At 51.7% G+C, this 18,140-nt stretch carries 18 protein-coding genes; 14 read left to right on the forward strand and 4 right to left on the reverse strand.

Annotated features, from left to right (window positions below; translation table 11 throughout):
- Positions 1 to 138 precede the first annotated feature (138 nt).
- The 3 genes from ydiJ (at position 139) to EHN13_RS15915 (ending at position 3,868) form a co-directional block, all read left to right on the forward strand.
- A complete protein-coding gene (ydiJ, locus tag EHN13_RS15905; RefSeq protein WP_124021725.1) occupies positions 139 to 3,195 on the forward strand; it encodes a D-2-hydroxyglutarate dehydrogenase YdiJ in 3,057 nt (1,018 codons plus the stop codon).
- Entirely contained in the window at positions 3,192 to 3,602 is a 411-nt protein-coding gene (menI, locus tag EHN13_RS15910; RefSeq protein ID WP_005120251.1) for a 1,4-dihydroxy-2-naphthoyl-CoA hydrolase, read from the forward strand. Before ydiJ ends, menI begins: the two co-directional genes overlap by 4 nt.
- 77 nt (positions 3,603 to 3,679) lie before the next feature.
- Positions 3,680 to 3,868 (forward strand): YdiH family protein, encoded by a 189-nt coding sequence (locus EHN13_RS15915; RefSeq protein ID WP_005120249.1) that lies wholly within the window; start codon positions 3,680 to 3,682, stop codon positions 3,866 to 3,868.
- A gap of 70 nt (positions 3,869 to 3,938) precedes the next feature.
- On the opposite strand, the gene EHN13_RS15920 is transcribed toward EHN13_RS15915, so the two are convergent.
- Complete coding sequence (locus EHN13_RS15920; RefSeq protein WP_101741696.1) at positions 3,939 to 4,790, reverse strand: Vmh family MBL fold metallo-hydrolase; 852 nt, start codon at positions 4,788 to 4,790, stop codon at positions 3,939 to 3,941.
- A 122-nt stretch (positions 4,791 to 4,912) separates the two neighbouring features.
- Here EHN13_RS15920 and EHN13_RS15925 point away from each other — a divergent pair, with 122 nt between their 5' ends.
- From EHN13_RS15925 to ldtE, 8 genes are all read left to right on the forward strand, one after another.
- Complete coding sequence (locus tag EHN13_RS15925) at positions 4,913 to 5,788, forward strand: LysR family transcriptional regulator (protein WP_048211843.1); 876 nt, start codon at positions 4,913 to 4,915, stop codon at positions 5,786 to 5,788.
- Positions 5,789 to 6,279: 491 nt separating this feature from the next.
- Positions 6,280 to 6,648, forward strand: coding sequence for a Fe-S cluster assembly scaffold SufA (gene sufA / locus EHN13_RS15930; RefSeq protein ID WP_115602118.1), 369 nt, complete (start codon positions 6,280 to 6,282; stop codon positions 6,646 to 6,648).
- Between the two features lie 8 nt (positions 6,649 to 6,656).
- On the forward strand, positions 6,657 to 8,144 hold the full coding sequence (gene sufB / locus EHN13_RS15935; protein ID WP_061067803.1) for a Fe-S cluster assembly protein SufB: 1,488 nt from the start codon (positions 6,657 to 6,659) through the stop codon (positions 8,142 to 8,144).
- Between the two features lie 16 nt (positions 8,145 to 8,160).
- A complete protein-coding gene (gene sufC / locus EHN13_RS15940) occupies positions 8,161 to 8,907 on the forward strand; it encodes a Fe-S cluster assembly ATPase SufC (RefSeq protein WP_061067804.1) in 747 nt (248 codons plus the stop codon).
- A complete protein-coding gene (sufD, locus tag EHN13_RS15945; RefSeq protein ID WP_101741694.1) occupies positions 8,882 to 10,153 on the forward strand; it encodes a Fe-S cluster assembly protein SufD in 1,272 nt (423 codons plus the stop codon). Before sufC ends, sufD begins: the two co-directional genes overlap by 26 nt.
- Positions 10,150 to 11,370: a cysteine desulfurase SufS gene (gene sufS / locus EHN13_RS15950; protein WP_116360142.1), complete on the forward strand. Its 1,221-nt coding sequence runs from the start codon at positions 10,150 to 10,152 to the stop codon at positions 11,368 to 11,370. Before sufD ends, sufS begins: the two co-directional genes overlap by 4 nt.
- A gap of 12 nt (positions 11,371 to 11,382) precedes the next feature.
- On the forward strand, positions 11,383 to 11,799 hold the full coding sequence (gene sufE / locus EHN13_RS15955) for a cysteine desulfuration protein SufE (protein ID WP_048211838.1): 417 nt from the start codon (positions 11,383 to 11,385) through the stop codon (positions 11,797 to 11,799).
- 123 nt (positions 11,800 to 11,922) lie between these two features.
- Entirely contained in the window at positions 11,923 to 12,927 is a 1,005-nt protein-coding gene (ldtE, locus tag EHN13_RS15960; protein WP_124021726.1) for a L,D-transpeptidase LdtE, read from the forward strand.
- A gap of 68 nt (positions 12,928 to 12,995) precedes the next feature.
- On the opposite strand, the gene lpp is transcribed toward ldtE, so the two are convergent.
- The 3 genes from lpp to ynhH form a co-directional block, all read right to left on the reverse strand.
- Positions 12,996 to 13,232 carry a murein lipoprotein Lpp gene (gene lpp / locus EHN13_RS15965; protein WP_003029373.1) on the reverse strand — a complete coding sequence of 79 codons (237 nt, stop codon included), beginning with the start codon at positions 13,230 to 13,232 and terminating at the stop codon, positions 12,996 to 12,998.
- A 307-nt stretch (positions 13,233 to 13,539) separates the two neighbouring features.
- Positions 13,540 to 14,952: a pyruvate kinase PykF gene (gene pykF, locus EHN13_RS15970; protein WP_003029366.1), complete on the reverse strand. Its 1,413-nt coding sequence runs from the start codon at positions 14,950 to 14,952 to the stop codon at positions 13,540 to 13,542.
- Positions 14,953 to 14,959: 7 nt separating this feature from the next.
- On the reverse strand, positions 14,960 to 15,154 hold the full coding sequence (gene ynhH, locus EHN13_RS24360; protein ID WP_245163452.1) for a protein YnhH: 195 nt from the start codon (positions 15,152 to 15,154) through the stop codon (positions 14,960 to 14,962).
- 375 nt (positions 15,155 to 15,529) lie between these two features.
- Between ynhH and EHN13_RS15975 the strand changes: the two genes are divergently transcribed.
- Genes EHN13_RS15975 through EHN13_RS15985 form a run of 3 tightly spaced genes read left to right on the forward strand, consistent with a single transcriptional unit; the run spans position 15,530 to position 18,047 of the window.
- Positions 15,530 to 16,552: a methionine ABC transporter ATP-binding protein gene (locus EHN13_RS15975; protein ID WP_048211836.1), complete on the forward strand. Its 1,023-nt coding sequence runs from the start codon at positions 15,530 to 15,532 to the stop codon at positions 16,550 to 16,552.
- On the forward strand, positions 16,545 to 17,213 hold the full coding sequence (locus tag EHN13_RS15980) for a methionine ABC transporter permease (RefSeq protein WP_048211835.1): 669 nt from the start codon (positions 16,545 to 16,547) through the stop codon (positions 17,211 to 17,213). The genes EHN13_RS15975 and EHN13_RS15980 overlap by 8 nt, the downstream gene beginning before the upstream one ends.
- A 21-nt stretch (positions 17,214 to 17,234) precedes the next feature.
- Positions 17,235 to 18,047, forward strand: a complete 813-nt coding sequence (locus EHN13_RS15985; protein WP_048211834.1) for a MetQ/NlpA family ABC transporter substrate-binding protein — start codon at positions 17,235 to 17,237, stop codon at positions 18,045 to 18,047.
- Positions 18,048 to 18,140 lie beyond the last annotated feature (93 nt).

Here is an 18,140-nt window from a genome sequence, read left to right on the forward strand (position 1 = left end):
AGCAATTTCAGCGGTTTTGAACAGGCGGATTCTGCCTGTAAATCTGCTGAGCGTATTAGAAAAAAATGTGATACAACAAACAAAGCAACACGCAAACGATTAAATTCACAACACAGACCGCAGGAAAGGGTCACTATAATGATTCCACAAATTTCTCAGGCGCCAGGTGTCGTTCAACTGGTGCTCAATTTTTTGCAGGCGCTGGAGCAGCAAGGGTTCACGGGCGATACGGCAACGAGCTATGCCGATCGTCTGACAATGTCGACGGATAACAGTATCTATCAGCTTCTGCCTGATGCCGTGGTTTTCCCTCGTTCGACGGCTGATGTGGCGCTTATCGCCCGGCTGGCGTCAGAACCGCTCTTTTCGTCGTTGATTTTTACCCCTCGCGGCGGCGGCACAGGCACCAATGGGCAGGCGCTTAATCAGGGCATTATTGTTGATATGTCCCGTTACATGAGCCGCATCATTGAAATCAATGTGCAGGAAGGTTGGGTGCGGGTAGAGGCGGGGGTGATAAAAGATCAGCTTAACCAATATCTGAAACCCTACGGCTATTTCTTTGCGCCTGAATTGTCCACCAGTAACCGGGCGACGTTGGGGGGAATGATCAACACCGACGCTTCCGGGCAAGGTTCGCTGGTCTACGGTAAAACCTCCGATCACGTGCTGGGTATTCGCGCGGTATTGATGGGCGGGGATATTCTCGATACCCAGCCGATGCCGGTTGAATTTGCCGAAATGCTCGGTAAAAACAATACGGCGATTGGGCGCATCTATAAGACGGTTTATGAACGGTGTCGTGAGAACCGACAGTTGATCATTGACAAGTTTCCAAAGCTCAATCGCTTTTTAACCGGCTACGACCTGCGGCACGTCTTCAATGATGAGATGACCGAGTTTGATTTAACCCGCATCCTTACGGGGTCCGAAGGTACGCTGGCATTTATCACCGAAGCCCGCCTTGATATCACGCCGCTGCCTAAAGTTCGGCGACTGGTCAACGTCAAATACGATTCGTTTGACTCTGCATTGCGTAATGCGCCAGTGATGGTGGAAGCGCGCGCGCTGTCGGTCGAAACCGTCGATTCAAAAGTGCTTAATCTGGCGCGTGAAGATATTGTCTGGCACTCCGTCAGCGAATTGATTACCGATGTCCCGGATAAAGAGATGCTCGGGCTGAATATCGTCGAGTTTGCTGGTGACGATGAAGCATTAATTGATTCTCAGGTCAGTGCGCTGTGTGAACGTCTGGACGGGCTAATTGCCCGGCAGGAAGCCGGCGTAATTGGCTGGCAGCTGTGTACCGAACTGGCTGGTGTCGAGCGCATCTACGCCATGCGGAAAAAGGCCGTTGGTCTGCTGGGTAATGCCAAAGGCTCTGCGAAGCCGATTCCGTTTGCCGAAGATACCTGCGTACCGCCGGAACACCTGGCCGACTATATTGCCGAGTTCCGTGCGCTACTCGATAGTCATGGCCTGAGCTATGGCATGTTTGGTCACGTGGATGCCGGGGTGCTGCACGTCAGACCCGCGCTGGATATGTGCGATCCGCAACAAGAAGTGCTGATGAAACGCATCTCTGATGATGTGGTGGCGCTGACGGCCAAATACGGTGGTCTGCTATGGGGCGAACACGGGAAAGGTTTCCGTGCTGAGTACAGTCCGGCATTCTTTGGCGAGGAACTGTATCGCGAACTGCGCAAAGTGAAGTCGGCGTTTGATCCGCAAAACCGGCTCAATCCGGGGAAAATTTGCCCTCCGGAAGCCATCGATGCGCCAATGATGAAAGTGGGTGCGGTTAAACGTGGGACTTACGATCGTCAAATCCCGCTGGCCGTTCGACAGGAGTGGCGTGGGGCAATGGAGTGTAACGGCAACGGGTTATGCTTTAACTTCGATGCCAAAAGCCCGATGTGTCCGTCGATGAAAATTAGCCTCAATCGCATTCACTCGCCAAAAGGGCGGGCAACGCTGGTACGGGAATGGTTGCGCCTGTTGGCCGATCGTGGGATCGACCCCGTGAAACTGGAAAAAGAGTTGCCAGAAAAACGTGCCAGTTTACGTACGCTAATCGCCCGAACCCGGAACAGCTGGCATGCACGTAAGGGCGAGTATGATTTCTCGCATGAAGTGAAAGAGGCGATGTCCGGGTGTTTGGCATGTAAAGCCTGTTCTACGCAGTGCCCGATAAAAATTGACGTTCCGGAATTCCGCTCGCGCTTCCTGCAGCTGTATCACACGCGCTATCTGCGCCCGCTTCGCGATCACATGGTCGCCACCGTTGAGAGTTATGCACCGCTGATGGCGCGCGCACCTAAAACGTTCAACTTTTTCATCAATCAACCACTGGTACGTAATCTGGCTAAAAAACACATCGGCATGGTGGATTTGCCGCTGTTGTCTGCACCATCATTACAACGACAGCTGGTCGGGCATCGTTCGGCCAATATGACGCTGGAACAGCTTGAAGCTCTCAGCCAGGAGCAAAAAGCACGTACGGTGCTGGTGGTGCAGGACCCTTTCACCAGCTATTACGATGCACAGGTAGTGGCTGATTTCATCCGACTGGTAGAAAAATTGGGTTTGCAGCCGGTGTTGTTGCCATTCTCACCTAACGGCAAAGCGCAGCATATAAAGGGCTTTTTAAACCGGTTTGCAAAAACGGCGAAAAAGACCGCTGAATTCCTCAACCGGGTGGCAAAGCTGAATATCCCAATGGTCGGTGTCGATCCGGCGCTGGTGCTATGTTATCGCGATGAATACACGCTGGCGCTCGGCGAGCAGCGCGGTGATTTCCATGTCTTACTGGTCAATGAGTGGTTATCGGCTGTACTGGCGTCACAACCGCCGGTCGCTATCGGTGGCGAACCGTGGTACTTCTTCGGACACTGTACCGAAGTGACCGCTCTGCCGGGAGCGCCTGCGCAGTGGGCCGCGATTTTTGCCCGGTTTGGGGCCAAACTGGAAAACGTCAGCGTGGGGTGCTGCGGGATGGCGGGTACCTATGGTCACGAAGTGAAGAATCATCAGAACTCACTGGGGATCTATGAGTTATCATGGCACCAGGCAATGCAACGATTGCCGCGTAACCGTTGTCTGGCTGCCGGGTATTCATGTCGAAGCCAGGTTAAACGCGTAGAAGGCACAGGCGTTCGCCACCCATTACAGGCATTACTGGAGATTATAGGATGATCTGGAAACGTGAAGTCACACTCGAGGCGCTCAACGCCATGGGTGAAGGAAATATGGTCGGGCTGCTCGATATTCGTTTTGTGCATATCGGCGACAATACTCTGGAAGCCACAATGCCCGTGGATCATCGCACCAAACAACCCTTTGGTTTGCTGCACGGCGGGGCGTCTGTCGTGCTGGCTGAGAGCATTGGCTCGGTGGCTGGATATCTGTGTACGATGGGCACTCAAAAAGTGGTGGGCCTTGAGATTAACGCCAACCACGTTCGTTCTGCACGTGAAGGGCTCGTCAGAGGGGTGTGCAGCCCTGTGCATACCGGTTCACGTCATCAGGTGTGGCAAATCGAGATCTTTGATGAGCAGGGTCGGTTATGCTGCACCTCGCGACTGACGACCGCTATTTTGTGATGCATGTTGAGTTTGGTCATTATCTGCGCAGGTAATGGTGTTATACTGTGCAGGTTCTGAACACAAGCGAGGATGATATGTCTACCCAATTAGACCCGGCCCAACTGGCAATAGAATTTTTACGTCGTGATAAAACCGATCTTTCACCAGCTCAGTACCTGAAAAGATTGAAACAATTAGAGCTGGAGTTTGCCGATTTATTAACGCTCTCTTCGACTGAACTGAAAGAAGAGATCTATTTTGCCTGGCGCCTGGGCGTTCATTGATTCCGGTATGCCTGTCGTAATAAAAACCCCGACACATGTGTTCGGGGTTATTTTTTGCCTTAAACCTTGTTTACCACTTCATCTCACCGGTATTCACTTTCGCACTCAGCTCCAGAGAGCTTTCGTCTGCAAGGCCCGGCCACGCTGCGGTCATTGTTTTTATCACGTAGGCTGAACCTTTTTTCGCGCCCAGCGCCTGCTCAAACGACTGCAAATAATCCTGGGTGAAGTGAATCGCTTTATCACCCGTCGGGCGTTCACCAATATAATGACCGGGAATCACCTGAGTGGGATGTAATTGCTGCATTTCACTCAGCACGTTTCGCCATGCCGTGCGCTCTGCCGATGACTGCGTGTCCGCTGTCCAGACGTGAATACCTGAAGCGATACCGGTTCCGCCAATGATGGCGCGGTTCGCCGGGATCCAGACATACGCCGCATAGTCATTAGGATGGCGTAATTCCAGCGTTTCGCCATCAACCGTAAAGCGTGTTTGCGTGGTGGCCTGCGGTACAGTGAGCGATGTTGGCGCGCCATCTTTCATCTGTGGGCCCCAGAACTGTAATTTGGCTTCTTTGGTGGCACGAATATGATCCACCACGTGCGGCGTAGCCAACACCTTGACACCGGGGAAGGCTTTGACAAGTGGCTCAAGGCCAAAGTAGAAATCCGGATCGCCAGACGTGATCACAATGGCTTTCAGCGTCTTACCGCTGGTGCGAATCAGTTGCACCAGTTTTTCACTGTCTTTGGTGCTGAATTGGGCATCAAACAAAATCGCTTCTTTCGGGCCGGACACCAGCGTAGAAGATACCGGGAAAATAGCCTTTTCCTGCGGATTGTAGACATCCAACTGTAGTGGAGCGGCAAATGCCGAAGAGGCAAACAGGGGTAACAGCATAGCCAGTGTATTGATTTTCATAACGGGGAACCTTGTGCAGGACATTGTTTTTTGATCGTTCCCGTATTTTAAGGAAATTCGGATCTGTTAGAATTCCCATATCAGGACATGCTGAGTTTCATAAAACGATCGGATGGGATGCAATGGACAGAGTCATGGCGGCAACAGTTTTTAACCATATCTGTGATTTAGGCAGTTTGAGTGCCGCCGCACGCGCGCTGGGGCTTTCCCGGCCGATGGTCAGTCGCTATCTGGATGAGATGGAAAAGTGGACCGGGGCGCGGCTTATCCATCGTTCGTCACGGCGCCTGACAATCACGCCTGCCGGTGAAGAGGCATTGGTGAAAACCCGCACCCTGGCACAGCTTTCGCGAGATATCGGTGCCGCCGGGCTCGCGCAAACTCCATCGGGCACGCTACGTGTGGCGTGTGCACATTTTACCGCCATACATATTCTGGCGCCGGTGCTGCCCGCGTTTCTTGCTCGCTATCCTGACCTCCGCATTGAAGTTGAGATCAACAATCAACCGGTAAGCCTGGTTGGAGAACGTATCGATGTGGCGATCCGCATCACGGAAAACCCCGAACCCGGAACGATTGCCCGGCGCTTAGGGGATTGTGAATCGGTGTTATGTGCCTCCGTGGATTATCTTAACCAGCATGGCATCCCAAAAAACGTCGACGATCTTGCGCAGCATAATTGCCTTTATTACAGCGGATTCGCCGGAAAGTCATGGCATTTTCTGGATGCGCAAGGGCAAGCTGTCACTGTGGCCATTAAAGGTAATTTAAGCGCCGGTATCTCGTCACTGCTATGTGAATCCGCCCTGGCGGGGATGGGGATTGCGTTGGTACCTGAGCAGGAGGCGAGAGAAGGGCTGGCGCAGGGGAGATTAATACGACTTCTACCCCAACTACAGCCTAAACGCCTGCCGATTTATGGTTTATATCTTTCCCGCGATCACCAGCCTGCGGGGTTGCGACTGTTGCTGGACGCACTGAATGAGACACAGTGCTAACTATGTGATTGAGTGTGTTTATCAAATAGTCAAAGCGCAATTTGTGTTAAAAAAAATTTATCAGTGTATGAGATTCTTCTGATCGCCCCTTCAAGAGCTAAGCCATTGTGAGTGCCGGAGATAAGCGCCGGATGGGGCCGGAACCCTTAAGCCTGCCAGCAAGCAGACTTAAGGGTTTTTTATGGCCCACATGCGCTTTGGGCCGTATTGCTCCCCCGTAGTCATCCCCACCTATCCCTTAAATAGACATTATCTATACATCTTTTAGCATTTGACCTGCCGGAACGATTACACATTCATAATCTATTATTAATCAATGTATTGAATAAAAAAATCCATCCCTGTTAACCCTCGCCGCAGGGTCTATGCTTAATAAAAGTCGTCAAAAAGGGCGGTTAACCCGAATGCCCCTGCTGTTGAGGGGTTGAAGTGATAATCATTATCACTAACATGGTGTTATAGCTTAAAAGCTAGTGACTCGAGGTAACCCTATGGAATTGCATTCAGGAACATTTAATCCCAACGATTTTGCGTGGCGCGGGCTGACGTTAACGCCAGCGGCAGCGGCGCATATCCGTGAACTGGTGGCAAGGCAACCCGATATGTTGGGCGTGCGGTTAGGCGTGAAACAAACCGGGTGCGCGGGATTCGGCTATGTGCTGGACACCGTCAAGCAACCTGAGAAAGACGATCTTCTGTTTGAAACGGATGGCGCCAGACTTTATGTCCCGTTACAGGCGATGCCGTTTATCGATGGAACTGAAGTCGATTTCGTGCGTGAAGGATTAAATCAGTTATTTAAATTTCATAACCCGAAAGCCCAGAACGAATGTGGCTGTGGCGAAAGCTTTGGGGTATAGGCGGTACTATGTCTCGTAATACTGAAGCAACTGACGATGTCAACACCTGGGCTGGCGGGCACCTCAATTACAAAGAGGGGTTCTTTACCCAACTCAAAACCGATGAGCTGGCCAAAGGGATCAACGAAGAGGTCGTGCGCGCGATTTCGGCAAAACGAAATGAACCCGACTGGATGCTGGAATTCCGTCTGAATGCGTTTAACGCGTGGCTGACGATGGAAGAACCACACTGGCTAAAAGCGCACTATGACAAACTGAACTACCAGGATTACAGCTATTACTCTGCACCTTCTTGCGGTAATTGTGATGAAACCTGCGCCTCTGAACCGGGAGCGGTGCAACAAACGGGCGCGAATGCATTTTTAAGCAAAGAGGTTGAGGACGCGTTCGAGCAGCTTGGCGTACCGGTCCGTGAAGGCAAAGAGGTGGCGGTGGATGCCATTTTCGATTCGGTGTCAGTCGCAACGACCTACCGCGATAAGCTGGCGGAACAGGGTATTATTTTCTGCTCGTTCGGCGAAGCCATCCACGATCATCCTGAACTGGTAAAAAAATACCTCGGTACCGTCGTCCCGGGGAATGACAATTTCTTTGCCGCGCTGAATGCGGCGGTAGCATCAGACGGCACGTTTATTTATGTGCCGAAAGGCGTGCGTTGCCCAATGGAACTGTCGACCTATTTCCGTATCAATGCAGAAAAAACCGGACAGTTTGAACGCACGATTCTGGTGGCGGATGAGGGGAGTTACGTCAGCTATATCGAAGGTTGTTCGGCGCCGGTACGTGACAGTTACCAGCTGCATGCGGCGGTGGTTGAAGTGATCATCCATAAAGATGCTGAGGTGAAGTATTCAACGGTACAAAACTGGTTCCCCGGCGATGGCAATACTGGCGGCATCCTGAATTTCGTGACCAAACGTGCGCTGTGTGAAGGCGAAAACAGCAAAATGTCATGGACGCAGTCAGAGACCGGTTCAGCCATTACCTGGAAGTACCCGAGCTGCATTTTGCGTGGTGATAATTCGATCGGCGAATTCTACTCCGTTGCGCTGACCAGCGGTCATCAGCAGGCCGATACCGGCACCAAAATGATCCACATTGGCAAGAACACGAAATCGACCATTATCTCGAAAGGGATTTCTGCCGGACATAGCCAGAACAGCTACCGCGGCTTAGTGAAAATTATGCCTACCGCCACTAACGCCCGCAACTATACCCAATGTGATTCGATGCTGATCGGGGCGGACTGTGGGGCGCATACCTTCCCGTATGTGGAGTGCCGTAACAACAGCGCTCAGCTTGAACATGAAGCGACGACCTCGCGCATTGGCGAAGATCAGCTGTTTTACTGCCTGCAACGTGGCATCAGCGAAGAAGATGCTATCTCGATGATCGTCAATGGTTTCTGTAAAGACGTGTTCTCTGAGCTGCCGCTGGAATTTGCTGTGGAAGCGCAAAAACTTCTCGCCATAAGTCTTGAACACAGCGTCGGCTAAAATTTAAGGAAAGCACATGTTAAGCATTAAAGATTTACAGGTCAGTGTGGAAGATAAGGCGATTCTGCGTGGGCTGAGTCTTGAGATTCGCCCCGGAGAAGTCCACGCCATTATGGGGCCGAACGGTTCCGGGAAAAGCACGTTGTCTGCGACACTCGCCGGACGAGAAGATTATGCAGTCACTGGCGGGACGGTAGAATTCAACGGTAAGGATTTACTGGAACTGTCACCGGAAGACCGTGCCGGTGAAGGCATCTTTATGGCATTTCAGTATCCGGTAGAAATCCCCGGCGTCAGTAATCAGTTTTTCCTGCAAACGGCACTGAATGCTGTGCGCAGCTACCGTGGCGAAGAGTCGCTGGACAGGTTTGACTTCCAGGATCTGATGGAAGAAAAAATTGCGTTGCTGAAGATGCCGGAAGATTTGCTCACCCGTTCGGTCAACGTGGGCTTCTCCGGCGGAGAGAAAAAGCGTAATGACATTTTGCAAATGGCGGTACTGGAGCCTCAGTTGTGCATTCTGGATGAGTCGGACTCCGGGCTGGATATCGATGCGCTGAAAATCGTCGCAGACGGCGTGAACTCGCTACGCGACGGGCAACGCTCATTTATTATCGTCACCCACTACCAGCGGATCCTCGACTATATCAAACCCGATTACGTCCACGTTCTCTACCAGGGGCGCATTGTGAAGTCCGGTGATTTTACGTTGGTTAAACAGCTGGAGGAGCAAGGGTATGGCTGGCTTAGTGAACAGCAGTAATGTGCTCCAGCAGTGGCATCATCTGTTTGAAGCGCAGGGTGAGCGTCGCTCACAGCATGCGCAACAACACCTGCAACAGATGTTGCGGCTGGGGTTGCCGACGCGTAAACATGAGGACTGGAAATACACGCCGCTGGAAGGGTTAACCAACAGCCAGTTTGTCAGTGATGTTGCTGAGATAACGTCAGCCCAGTGTGAAGCGTTGGCACCGGCTATTGATGCCATACGACTGGTATTTGTCGACGGGCAATTCTCTCCAACGCTGAGCGACAGCACAGAAGGTAGCGGTTTTGACATTACCGTTGATGATGCGCGTCAGGCGCTCCCTGCGGCTATCCAGCCAGAGGTGTTCCTGCATCTGACCGAAAGCCTCTCACGCAGCGTCACGCACATTCAGGTCAAACGATATCAACGTCCAGCGAAACCGCTGCTGTTGATGCACATCACCCAGGGGCTGGCAGGTGATGAGGTGAATACCGCGCACTATCGTCACCATCTTGAACTGGCCGAAGGTGCAGAGGCTACCGTCATTGAGCACTATGTTAGCCTGAATGCGCATCGACATTTTACCGGTGCACGCTTAACGATGAACGTGGCGGCAAATGCCCATTTTCACCATATCAAACTGGCGTTTGAGAATCCGGTTAGCCACCATTTCGCGCATAATGATATCCAGTTAGGGGCAGATGCGACGGCGGTGAGCTACAGCTTCTTACTCGGTGGTGCGGTATTACGCCATAACACCAGTACCCAGCTTAATGGGGAGAACAGCACACTGCGCCTTAACAGCCTGGCGATGCCGGTGAAAAATGAAGTTTGCGATACCCGAACCTGGCTTGAACACAATAAGGGGTATTGCAACAGCCGCCAGTTACATAAAACGATTGTCAGCGATAAAGGCCGGGCGGTGTTTAATGGCCTGATTAACGTGGCGCAGCATGCCATTAAAACCGATGGTCAGATGACCAACAATAATTTGCTGCTCGGTAAACTGGCGGAAGTGGATACCAGGCCGCAACTGGAAATCTACGCTGATGACGTGAAATGCAGCCACGGGGCGACGGTAGGGCGGATCGACGATGAACAGATGTTCTATCTGCGTTCGCGTGGGATTGGCCAGCAGGATGCCCAACAGATGATTCTCTACGCGTTTGCCGCTGAACTGACGGAAGCTCTGAGCGATGAAACGCTGAAACAACAGGTACTGGCGCGGATAGCCCAACGTCTGCCGGGAGGCGTAGCATGACATTTCCCATTGAAAAAGTACGGGCCGATTTTCCGGTCCTGACGCGTGAGGTCAACGGCTTACCGCTGGCTTACCTCGACAGTGCTGCCAGTGCGCAAAAGCCCAACCAGGTGATTGATGCCGAGGCAGAGTTTTATCGGCATGGCTATGCGGCTGTCCATCGGGGGATTCATACGCTCAGCGCTCAGGCAACGGAAAAAATGGAGAATGTCCGTAAGCTGGCGTCATTGTTTATTAACGCGCGTTCAGCCGAAGAGCTGGTGTTTGTCCGCGGTACGACGGAGGGCATCAACCTGGTGGCGAACAGCTGGGGCAATAGCAATGTTCGGGCGGGTGATAACATCATCATCAGTGAAATGGAACACCACGCCAATATTGTGCCCTGGCAGATGCTGTGCGCCCGTGTAGGTGCGGAACTGCGTGTTATCCCACTGAATGCCGACGGGACGTTGCAACTGGAAACGCTACCGACGCTGTTTGATGACCGTACGCAACTGTTGGCCATTACCCACGTATCTAATGTGCTGGGCACTGAAAATCCGCTGCCGGAGATGATCGCGCTGGCACATCAGTACGGCGCAAAAGTGCTGGTAGACGGCGCGCAGGCGGTCATGCACCACCCGGTGGACGTGCAGGCGCTGGATTGCGATTTTTATGTTTTCTCCGGACATAAGCTGTATGGACCCACCGGCATTGGCGTGTTGTATGCCAGAGAGTCGCTGCTGCAGGAAATGCCACCGTGGGAAGGCGGTGGCTCGATGATAGCAACCGTCAGTCTGAGCCAGGGAACGACGTGGGCTAAAGCCCCCTGGCGGTTTGAAGCCGGAACGCCGAACACCGGAGGGATTATCGGTCTGGGAGCGGCCATTGAATATGTTAGCGCGCTGGGGCTTAGTGAAATCAGCGAATATGAACAGTTCATGATGCGCTATGCGCTGGAGCAACTGGCGGAGGTACCTGATCTGACGCTCTACGGCCCGGAAAACCGTCTGGGCGTGATTGCGTTTAACCTCGGCAAACATCACGCGTATGACGTCGGTAGCTTTCTTGATAACTATGGAATTGCAGTGCGGACTGGGCATCACTGCGCTATGCCATTGATGGCTTATTATCACGTTCCCGCGATGTGCCGGGCTTCCATTGCCATGTATAACACCCATGAAGAAGTGGATCGCCTGGTGACGGGACTCAAGCGTATTCATCACTTGCTGGGATAACAGGGAGGCATTATGGCTGCGCTACCGGATAAAGAAAAGTTGTTGCGTAATTTTCTGCGTTGCGCTAATTGGGAAGAGAAATACCTGTACATCATTGAACTGGGTCAGCGCCTGCCGGAATTAACTGCCGACGATCGCTGCCCGGAAAATAGCATTCAGGGATGTCAAAGTCAGGTATGGATTGTTATGCGGCAGAATGCTGAAGGTATTATTGAATTACAGGGCGACAGTGATGCGGCAATTGTGAAAGGACTTATCGCCGTCGTCTTCATTTTGTATGACCGGATGACGGCTCAGGATATTGTGAATTTTGATGTGCGTCCGTGGTTCGAAAAAATGGCGCTCGCACAGCATCTCACACCTTCACGTTCACAGGGGCTGGAAGCGATGATACGGGCGATCCGCACCAAAGCCGCAACTCTTAGCTAAACTGATAAAACACGTCATCTTTCAGGCTGACTGGAATGATTCCGTGCAAGGCATCGCAATGACTCGTAGGCCGGATCGGACGTTTGCCGTCATCCGGCAACAACGCCAAGGGGGTGAGTGAGTATGAAACGCGCGTCTGTTATTACGTTAATGCTGATCGGCGCCTACAGCGCTATTCAGGCCGCCTGGGCGGTCGATTATCCTTTGCCACAGGCTAACAGCCGTCTTGTCGGGCAAAATCAAACCTACACCGTGCAGGAAGGCGATAAAAACCTACAGGCGATTGCCCGTAAGTTTGATACCGCCGCAATGCTGATCCTTGAAGCCAATAATACTATTGCCCCCGTCCCTAAACCCGGAACGCTGATTACTATTCCCTCGCAATTATTGCTACCAGATGCGCCACGCGAAGGCATTATTGTGAATCTGGCGGAACTGCGTCTGTATTACTTCCCGCCGGGAGAGAATAGTGTTCAGGTATTCCCGATTGGTATCGGTTTGCAGGGGCTGGAAACGCCGGTAATGGAAACGCGGGTTGGTCAGAAAATCCCCAATCCGACCTGGACCCCTACACCGGGCATCCGTAAACGCTCTCTGGAGCGCGGCATAACATTACCGCCGGTAGTGCCTGCGGGGCCAAATAATCCGTTAGGGCGCTTTGCACTGCGTCTGGCGCATGGAAACGGTGAATACCTGATCCATGGCACCAGCGCGCCGGACAGCGTGGGCCTGCGTGTGAGTTCCGGCTGTATTCGCATGAATGCACCGGACATCAAAGCGTTGTTCGAGCAGGTGCGGCCAGGTACGCCTGTCAGAGTGATCAACGAGCCGATAAAGTACGCCGTCGAGCCAAATGGTATGCGCTATGTTGAGGTGCACAGGCCATTGTCACCGGAAGAGGAACAAAACGTCCAGACCATGCCGTATGTGCTACCAGCCGGCTTTACCCAGTTTAAAGACAATAAAGCGGTGGATAACAGTCTGGTGGAACGGGCGTTGTATCGTCGTGCAGGTTATCCGGTCACCGTCACTGCCGGGCAAGCATCGGTCGCGAGCAATGGGCCAGAAGTGAAGTCTGCGCGTAATGGCGTACCAGGAGGGGATGCAGAGGTACGCGTAACGCAATAGCAGGGAAGGGAAATTCAGAGCAAAAAAAATGGCGCACAATGTGCGCCATTTCTATTACACAGATACTATTACTTACGGTATTTAGTAGCTGCGTTGTCCAGACGCTGGTTAGCGCGAGCTGCGTCATCTTTAGCAGCCTGAACGTCGGAACGCATTGCGTTCACGTCGTTGCTCAGCTGGTCAACTTTAGCGTTCAGAGTCTGAACGTCAGAAGACAGCTGATCGATTTTAGCGTTGCTGGAGCAACCTGCCAGCAGAGTAGAACCCAGGATTACCGCGCCCAGTACCAGTTTAGTACGATTCATTATTAATACCCTCTAGATTGAGTTAATCTCCATGTAGCGTTACAAGTATTACACAAAGTTTTTTATGTTGAGAATATTTTTTTGATGGGAATGCACTTATTTTTGATCGTTCGCTCAAAGAAGCATCGAATTGTGCAAAAACAGCTAAAAACTCGTGAGAAAACAGAAAGCTTCCATCGGATTCATCTTAGATAATCTCGGATTGGATAGTGAAATCCGATTTGATTTTTTATTAATCGTGGCTATCAAGAAAATAAAAAAGCGCCGCAAGGGCGCTTTTTAAGCAAATTAATTCGCGATGGAATTATTACAGCACGTGAACAGATGCCGTATTGGTGGTGCCGCTCGGAACCAGCGCACCGGAAACCATCACCACAACGTCACCTTTCTGTGCCAGACCGCTTTCCAGAGCAACTTCTTTACCCAGGCGATAGAAATCATCGGTAGAGCTGATTTCTTTAACCACCTGTGCAACAACGCCTTTGCTCAGCACCAGCTGACGCGCGGTAGTTTCGTTGGTGGTCAGCGCCAGGATGGTGGCATCCGGGAAGTATTTACGTACTGCGCGAGCAGATTTACCGCCCTGGGTTGCGACGACGATCAGCGGAGCATCCAGTTTTTCTGCAGTTTCAACCGCGCCACGGCAAACGGCTTCGGTGATGCGCAGTTTGCGACTGTCGTTGTTGAAGTCCAGACGGCTGGTCATCACGCGGTCAGTACGCTCACAGATGGTCGCCATGATGGTGACGGCTTCCAGCGGGTATTTACCTTTTGCAGACTCACCAGACAGCATGACTGCGTCGGTACCGTCCAGGATGGCGTTAGCAACGTCACCAGCTTCAGCACGGGTCGGACGCGGGTTTTTGATCATGGAGTCCAGCATCTGGGTCGCAGTGATAACGACTTTACGTGCGCGGATACATTTTTCGATGATCATTTTCTGCGCGAAGATAACTTCTTCAACCGGGATCTCAACGCCCATATCGCCACGAGCAACCATGATGCCGTCAGACGCTTCGAGGATTTCGTCGAAGTTGTTCAGGCCTTCCTGGTTTTCGATTTTGGAGATGATCTGGATGTTTTCGCCGCCGTGCGCTTTCAGGTGCTCGCGGATTTCAACGACGTCAGAACGTTTACGGATAAAGGAGGCTGCAACGAAGTCAACGCCTTGTTCGCAACCGAAGATCAGGTCTTGTTTGTCTTTTTCAGCCAGTGCTGGCAGGGCAATGGAAACGCCCGGCAGGTTAACGCCTTTGTTTTCGCCCAGGTCGCCGTTGTTCAGCACTTTACAAATAACTTTGTTACCTTCGATAGCGGTAACTTCCATGCCGATCAAACCATCGTCGACCAGAACGGTGTTACCGACGGACAGGTCTTTAGTGAAGCCTTCATAGGTAACAGCAACGATTTCATTGTTGCCCACAACAGATTTGTCGGTAGTGAAAGTGAAGGTCTGCCCCGCTTTCAGAGAAACGTCGTTGCCGCCTTCCAGCTTAATGGTACGGATTTCCGGACCTTTGGTGTCGAGCAGAATAGCGGCTTTTTTACCGGTTTTGCTCATGACGTTGCGCAAATTCTTGATGCGCTGACCGTGTTCTGCGTAATCACCGTGGGAGAAGTTCAGACGCATGACGTTCATGCCCGCGTCCAGCATTTTGGTTAACATCTCTTCGGATTCGGTTTTCGGACCGATGGTGCAAACAATTTTCGTCTTTTTCATGACAGTCTTAGTCTTTAAGTTGAGAAGGATATGGAAATCTGGCTTCCATCGCGCACGGATGGAAAGCTAAACCTGAGTTACGAAAGTTGTGATGCCTCGCTCTAAGAATAGGTGACATCGATAAAGCGTGCAGAGGAATGTGTGCTTGCGTTTCAGCCCAACGGGATGGTGAGTTTTGTAGTCGTTGAGTTTTACAGGTCAATGTGCTGAAACCATTCAAGAGACAATTGGCGCGCATTATACGCTGAAAATTATCAAAAAGGAAAATGGAAACAGCGTTTCAAAAGAGTTCTGTGCAGTTTCACAAGAAATATTCACTAATTTGTTCATAGGTATGGATAAAGAGGTTGTCCACCGTCGAGGTTTGTTGCGCAACAACCTGCATTTGTCCTCTCAGATGAGGGTTATCCTGTCATCCCGGCTCGAATGTCTTCATATTTCTAAAAGTTATATCAAATTCGTTTTAATTCATTTTAAAAGTCAATCTCGCTGATTACACTCATTTGGACATCCATACTGCTAAACAGCCAAAAGCACTAGCAGGATAACAATAAGCAGCAGCGGATACCCAAACGACATGATTGTCCTGAAAAATATTTCGAAAGTGTTTACGCCAGGCAGGCTTTCTATTACCGCTGTCGATGATGTCAACCTGACGGTTGAGCAAGGGCAGATTTACGGGATCATTGGTTACAGCGGGGCGGGAAAAAGCACCTTAATACGTTTGCTCAATGGTCTGGAAAAACCGTCCTCCGGTAGCGTGACGATTAACGGTCAGGATATTTCCGCCGCCCGCGGGGAATCGTTGCGTCAGGCACGGTTGAAAATCAGCATGGTGTTTCAGCACTTTAATTTACTGTGGTCACGCACCGTCAGTGAAAATATCGCTTTCTCTATGCAAATTGCCGGTGCGCCGAAAGCGATGATTAAGGCGCGAGTGGCCGAGCTGATTACCCTTGTCGGTCTGAGCGGTCGCGAAAATGCGTATCCATCGCAGCTCAGTGGCGGCCAAAAGCAGCGCGTAGGGATCGCCCGCGCGCTGGCGAATAATCCTGATGTACTGCTCTGTGACGAGGCTACGTCAGCCCTGGATCCGCAAACTACCGATCAGATTCTGGAGTTACTGCTCGATATTAACCGTCGCTTCAAATTAACCATCGTGCTGATCACCCATGAAATGCACGTGGTACGCAAGATCTGCGATCGCGTCGCGGTAATGGAAAACGGCAGGGTGGTTGAAGAGGGCGATGTACTTACTGTCTTTACCCATCCACAGCAACCGATCACCCGACAGTTCGTTCGTCAGGTGAGTCAATATGCCGAGGAAGACGAATTCAACCCGCAGCTGGCCAGCGAACTTGGCGGCGTGGTGATCAGGCTTACGTTTACCGGGCAACGTACGCATCGGCCAGTGGTTGGCGAATTGACCTTACGCTATGGCCTGCCGTTTAACATTTTGCACGGCAAGATGACGCAAACCGCGCACGGTGTGTTTGGTCAGCTCTGGGTGCACGTTGTGGCCTCTGAGGAACAATTGAACAATATTTTGGCCGACCTGCGCCAGAGCGACATTGAAGGCGAGGTGATTCAACATGCCTGAAGATCTGTTTCCCCATCTGAAGTGGGACCAACTGCTGGCAGCGACCCAGGAAACGCTCTATATGACGGCACTTTCTGGTGCGGCAACGTTTGTCCTTGGGATTGCACTCGGGCTGGCGCTATTCCTGACCGCTCGCGGTGGACTATTCCAGAACCGCGCCTTGTATAGCGCGATCTCGCTGGTGGTCAATATTTTCCGCTCGATCCCGTTCATCATTCTGATCGTATTGCTAATACCGTTTACCAAAACGATCGTAGGCACCATTCTCGGCGCCAATGCCGCGTTGCCCGCGTTGATTGTGGGGGCTGCACCTTTTTACGCACGCCTGGTCGAAATCGCCCTGCGTGAAGTCGATAAAGGCGTTATTGAAGCGACGCGCTCGATGGGCGCACGTCTGACGACGCTTGTTTTTCGGGTTTTACTGCCGGAATCCTCACCCGCTCTGGTGTCCGGGATCACCGTGACGCTGATTGCACTGGTTAGCTACAGCGCGATGGCGGGGGTGATTGGTGCCGGTGGTTTAGGGAACCTGGCTTATCTGGAAGGATTCCAGCGCAACCACAGCGACGTCACGCTGGTGGCGACGGTAACGATTCTGCTCATCGTCTTCATCATTCAGCTTTGCGGCGATGTGATCACCTCTCTGTTAGATAAACGCTAATAAAATACGGAAACCATCATCATGAAAAAATCACTGACATTACTCGCAGCTGCAACCTTAAGCGCCCTGAGCTTTGCCTCGTGGGCAGATACGCTGACCGTTGGCGCGTCCAACGTGCCGCATGCAGAGATCCTCGAGCAGGCTAAGCCTATACTGGCGAAGCAAGGGATAGACCTGGAGATTAAACCATTCCAGGACTACATTCTGCCGAACACCGCGCTGGCGGGTCGTGAGATTGACGCTAACTACTTCCAGCATATCCCGTACCTGAATAGCGTGATTAAAGATCATGCTGGCGACAAATCCTATGATTTCGTCAGCGCAGGGGCGATTCATATTGAGCCGATTGGTATCTATTCGAAAAAGGTGAAGTCACTGAAGGATCTGCCGGAAGGTGGCAAGGTGATCATGCGTGATGCGGTATCTGAAGAAGGTCGTATTCTGTCGATTTTTGAAAAAGAGGGTGTGATCAAGCTGAAGCCGGGTGTGGATAAAGTGACGGCGCGCATTAGCGACATCGTAGAGAACCCGAAAAAGTTGAAGTTCTTACCTAACGTGGAAGCGGCGCTGTTACCGCAGATGTATAACAATGAAGAAGGGGATGCGGTGGTGATTAACGCCAACTACGCAATCGACGCCGGACTGGATCCAGTGAAAGATCCGATTGCCGTAGAAAGCGGTGAAAACAACCCGTATGCCAATATCATTACCGTGCATCGCGGTGACGAGAAGAAAAAGGATATCGTGGCGCTGGTTGATGTGCTGCACTCCAAAGAGATCCAGGACTGGATCCGTACCAAATATAAAGGCGCGGTGATCCCGGTTAATAACTGATAGTCAAAATGCCGAGTGGCGATTTTGCATTACCCGGCCTACAACGTCATGTAGGCCGGATAAAACGCATTAGCGTTGCCATCCGGCGCTAAA

The organism is Citrobacter youngae, assembly GCF_003818115.1.
Taxonomy (GTDB): Bacteria; Pseudomonadota; Gammaproteobacteria; order Enterobacterales; family Enterobacteriaceae; genus Citrobacter; species Citrobacter youngae.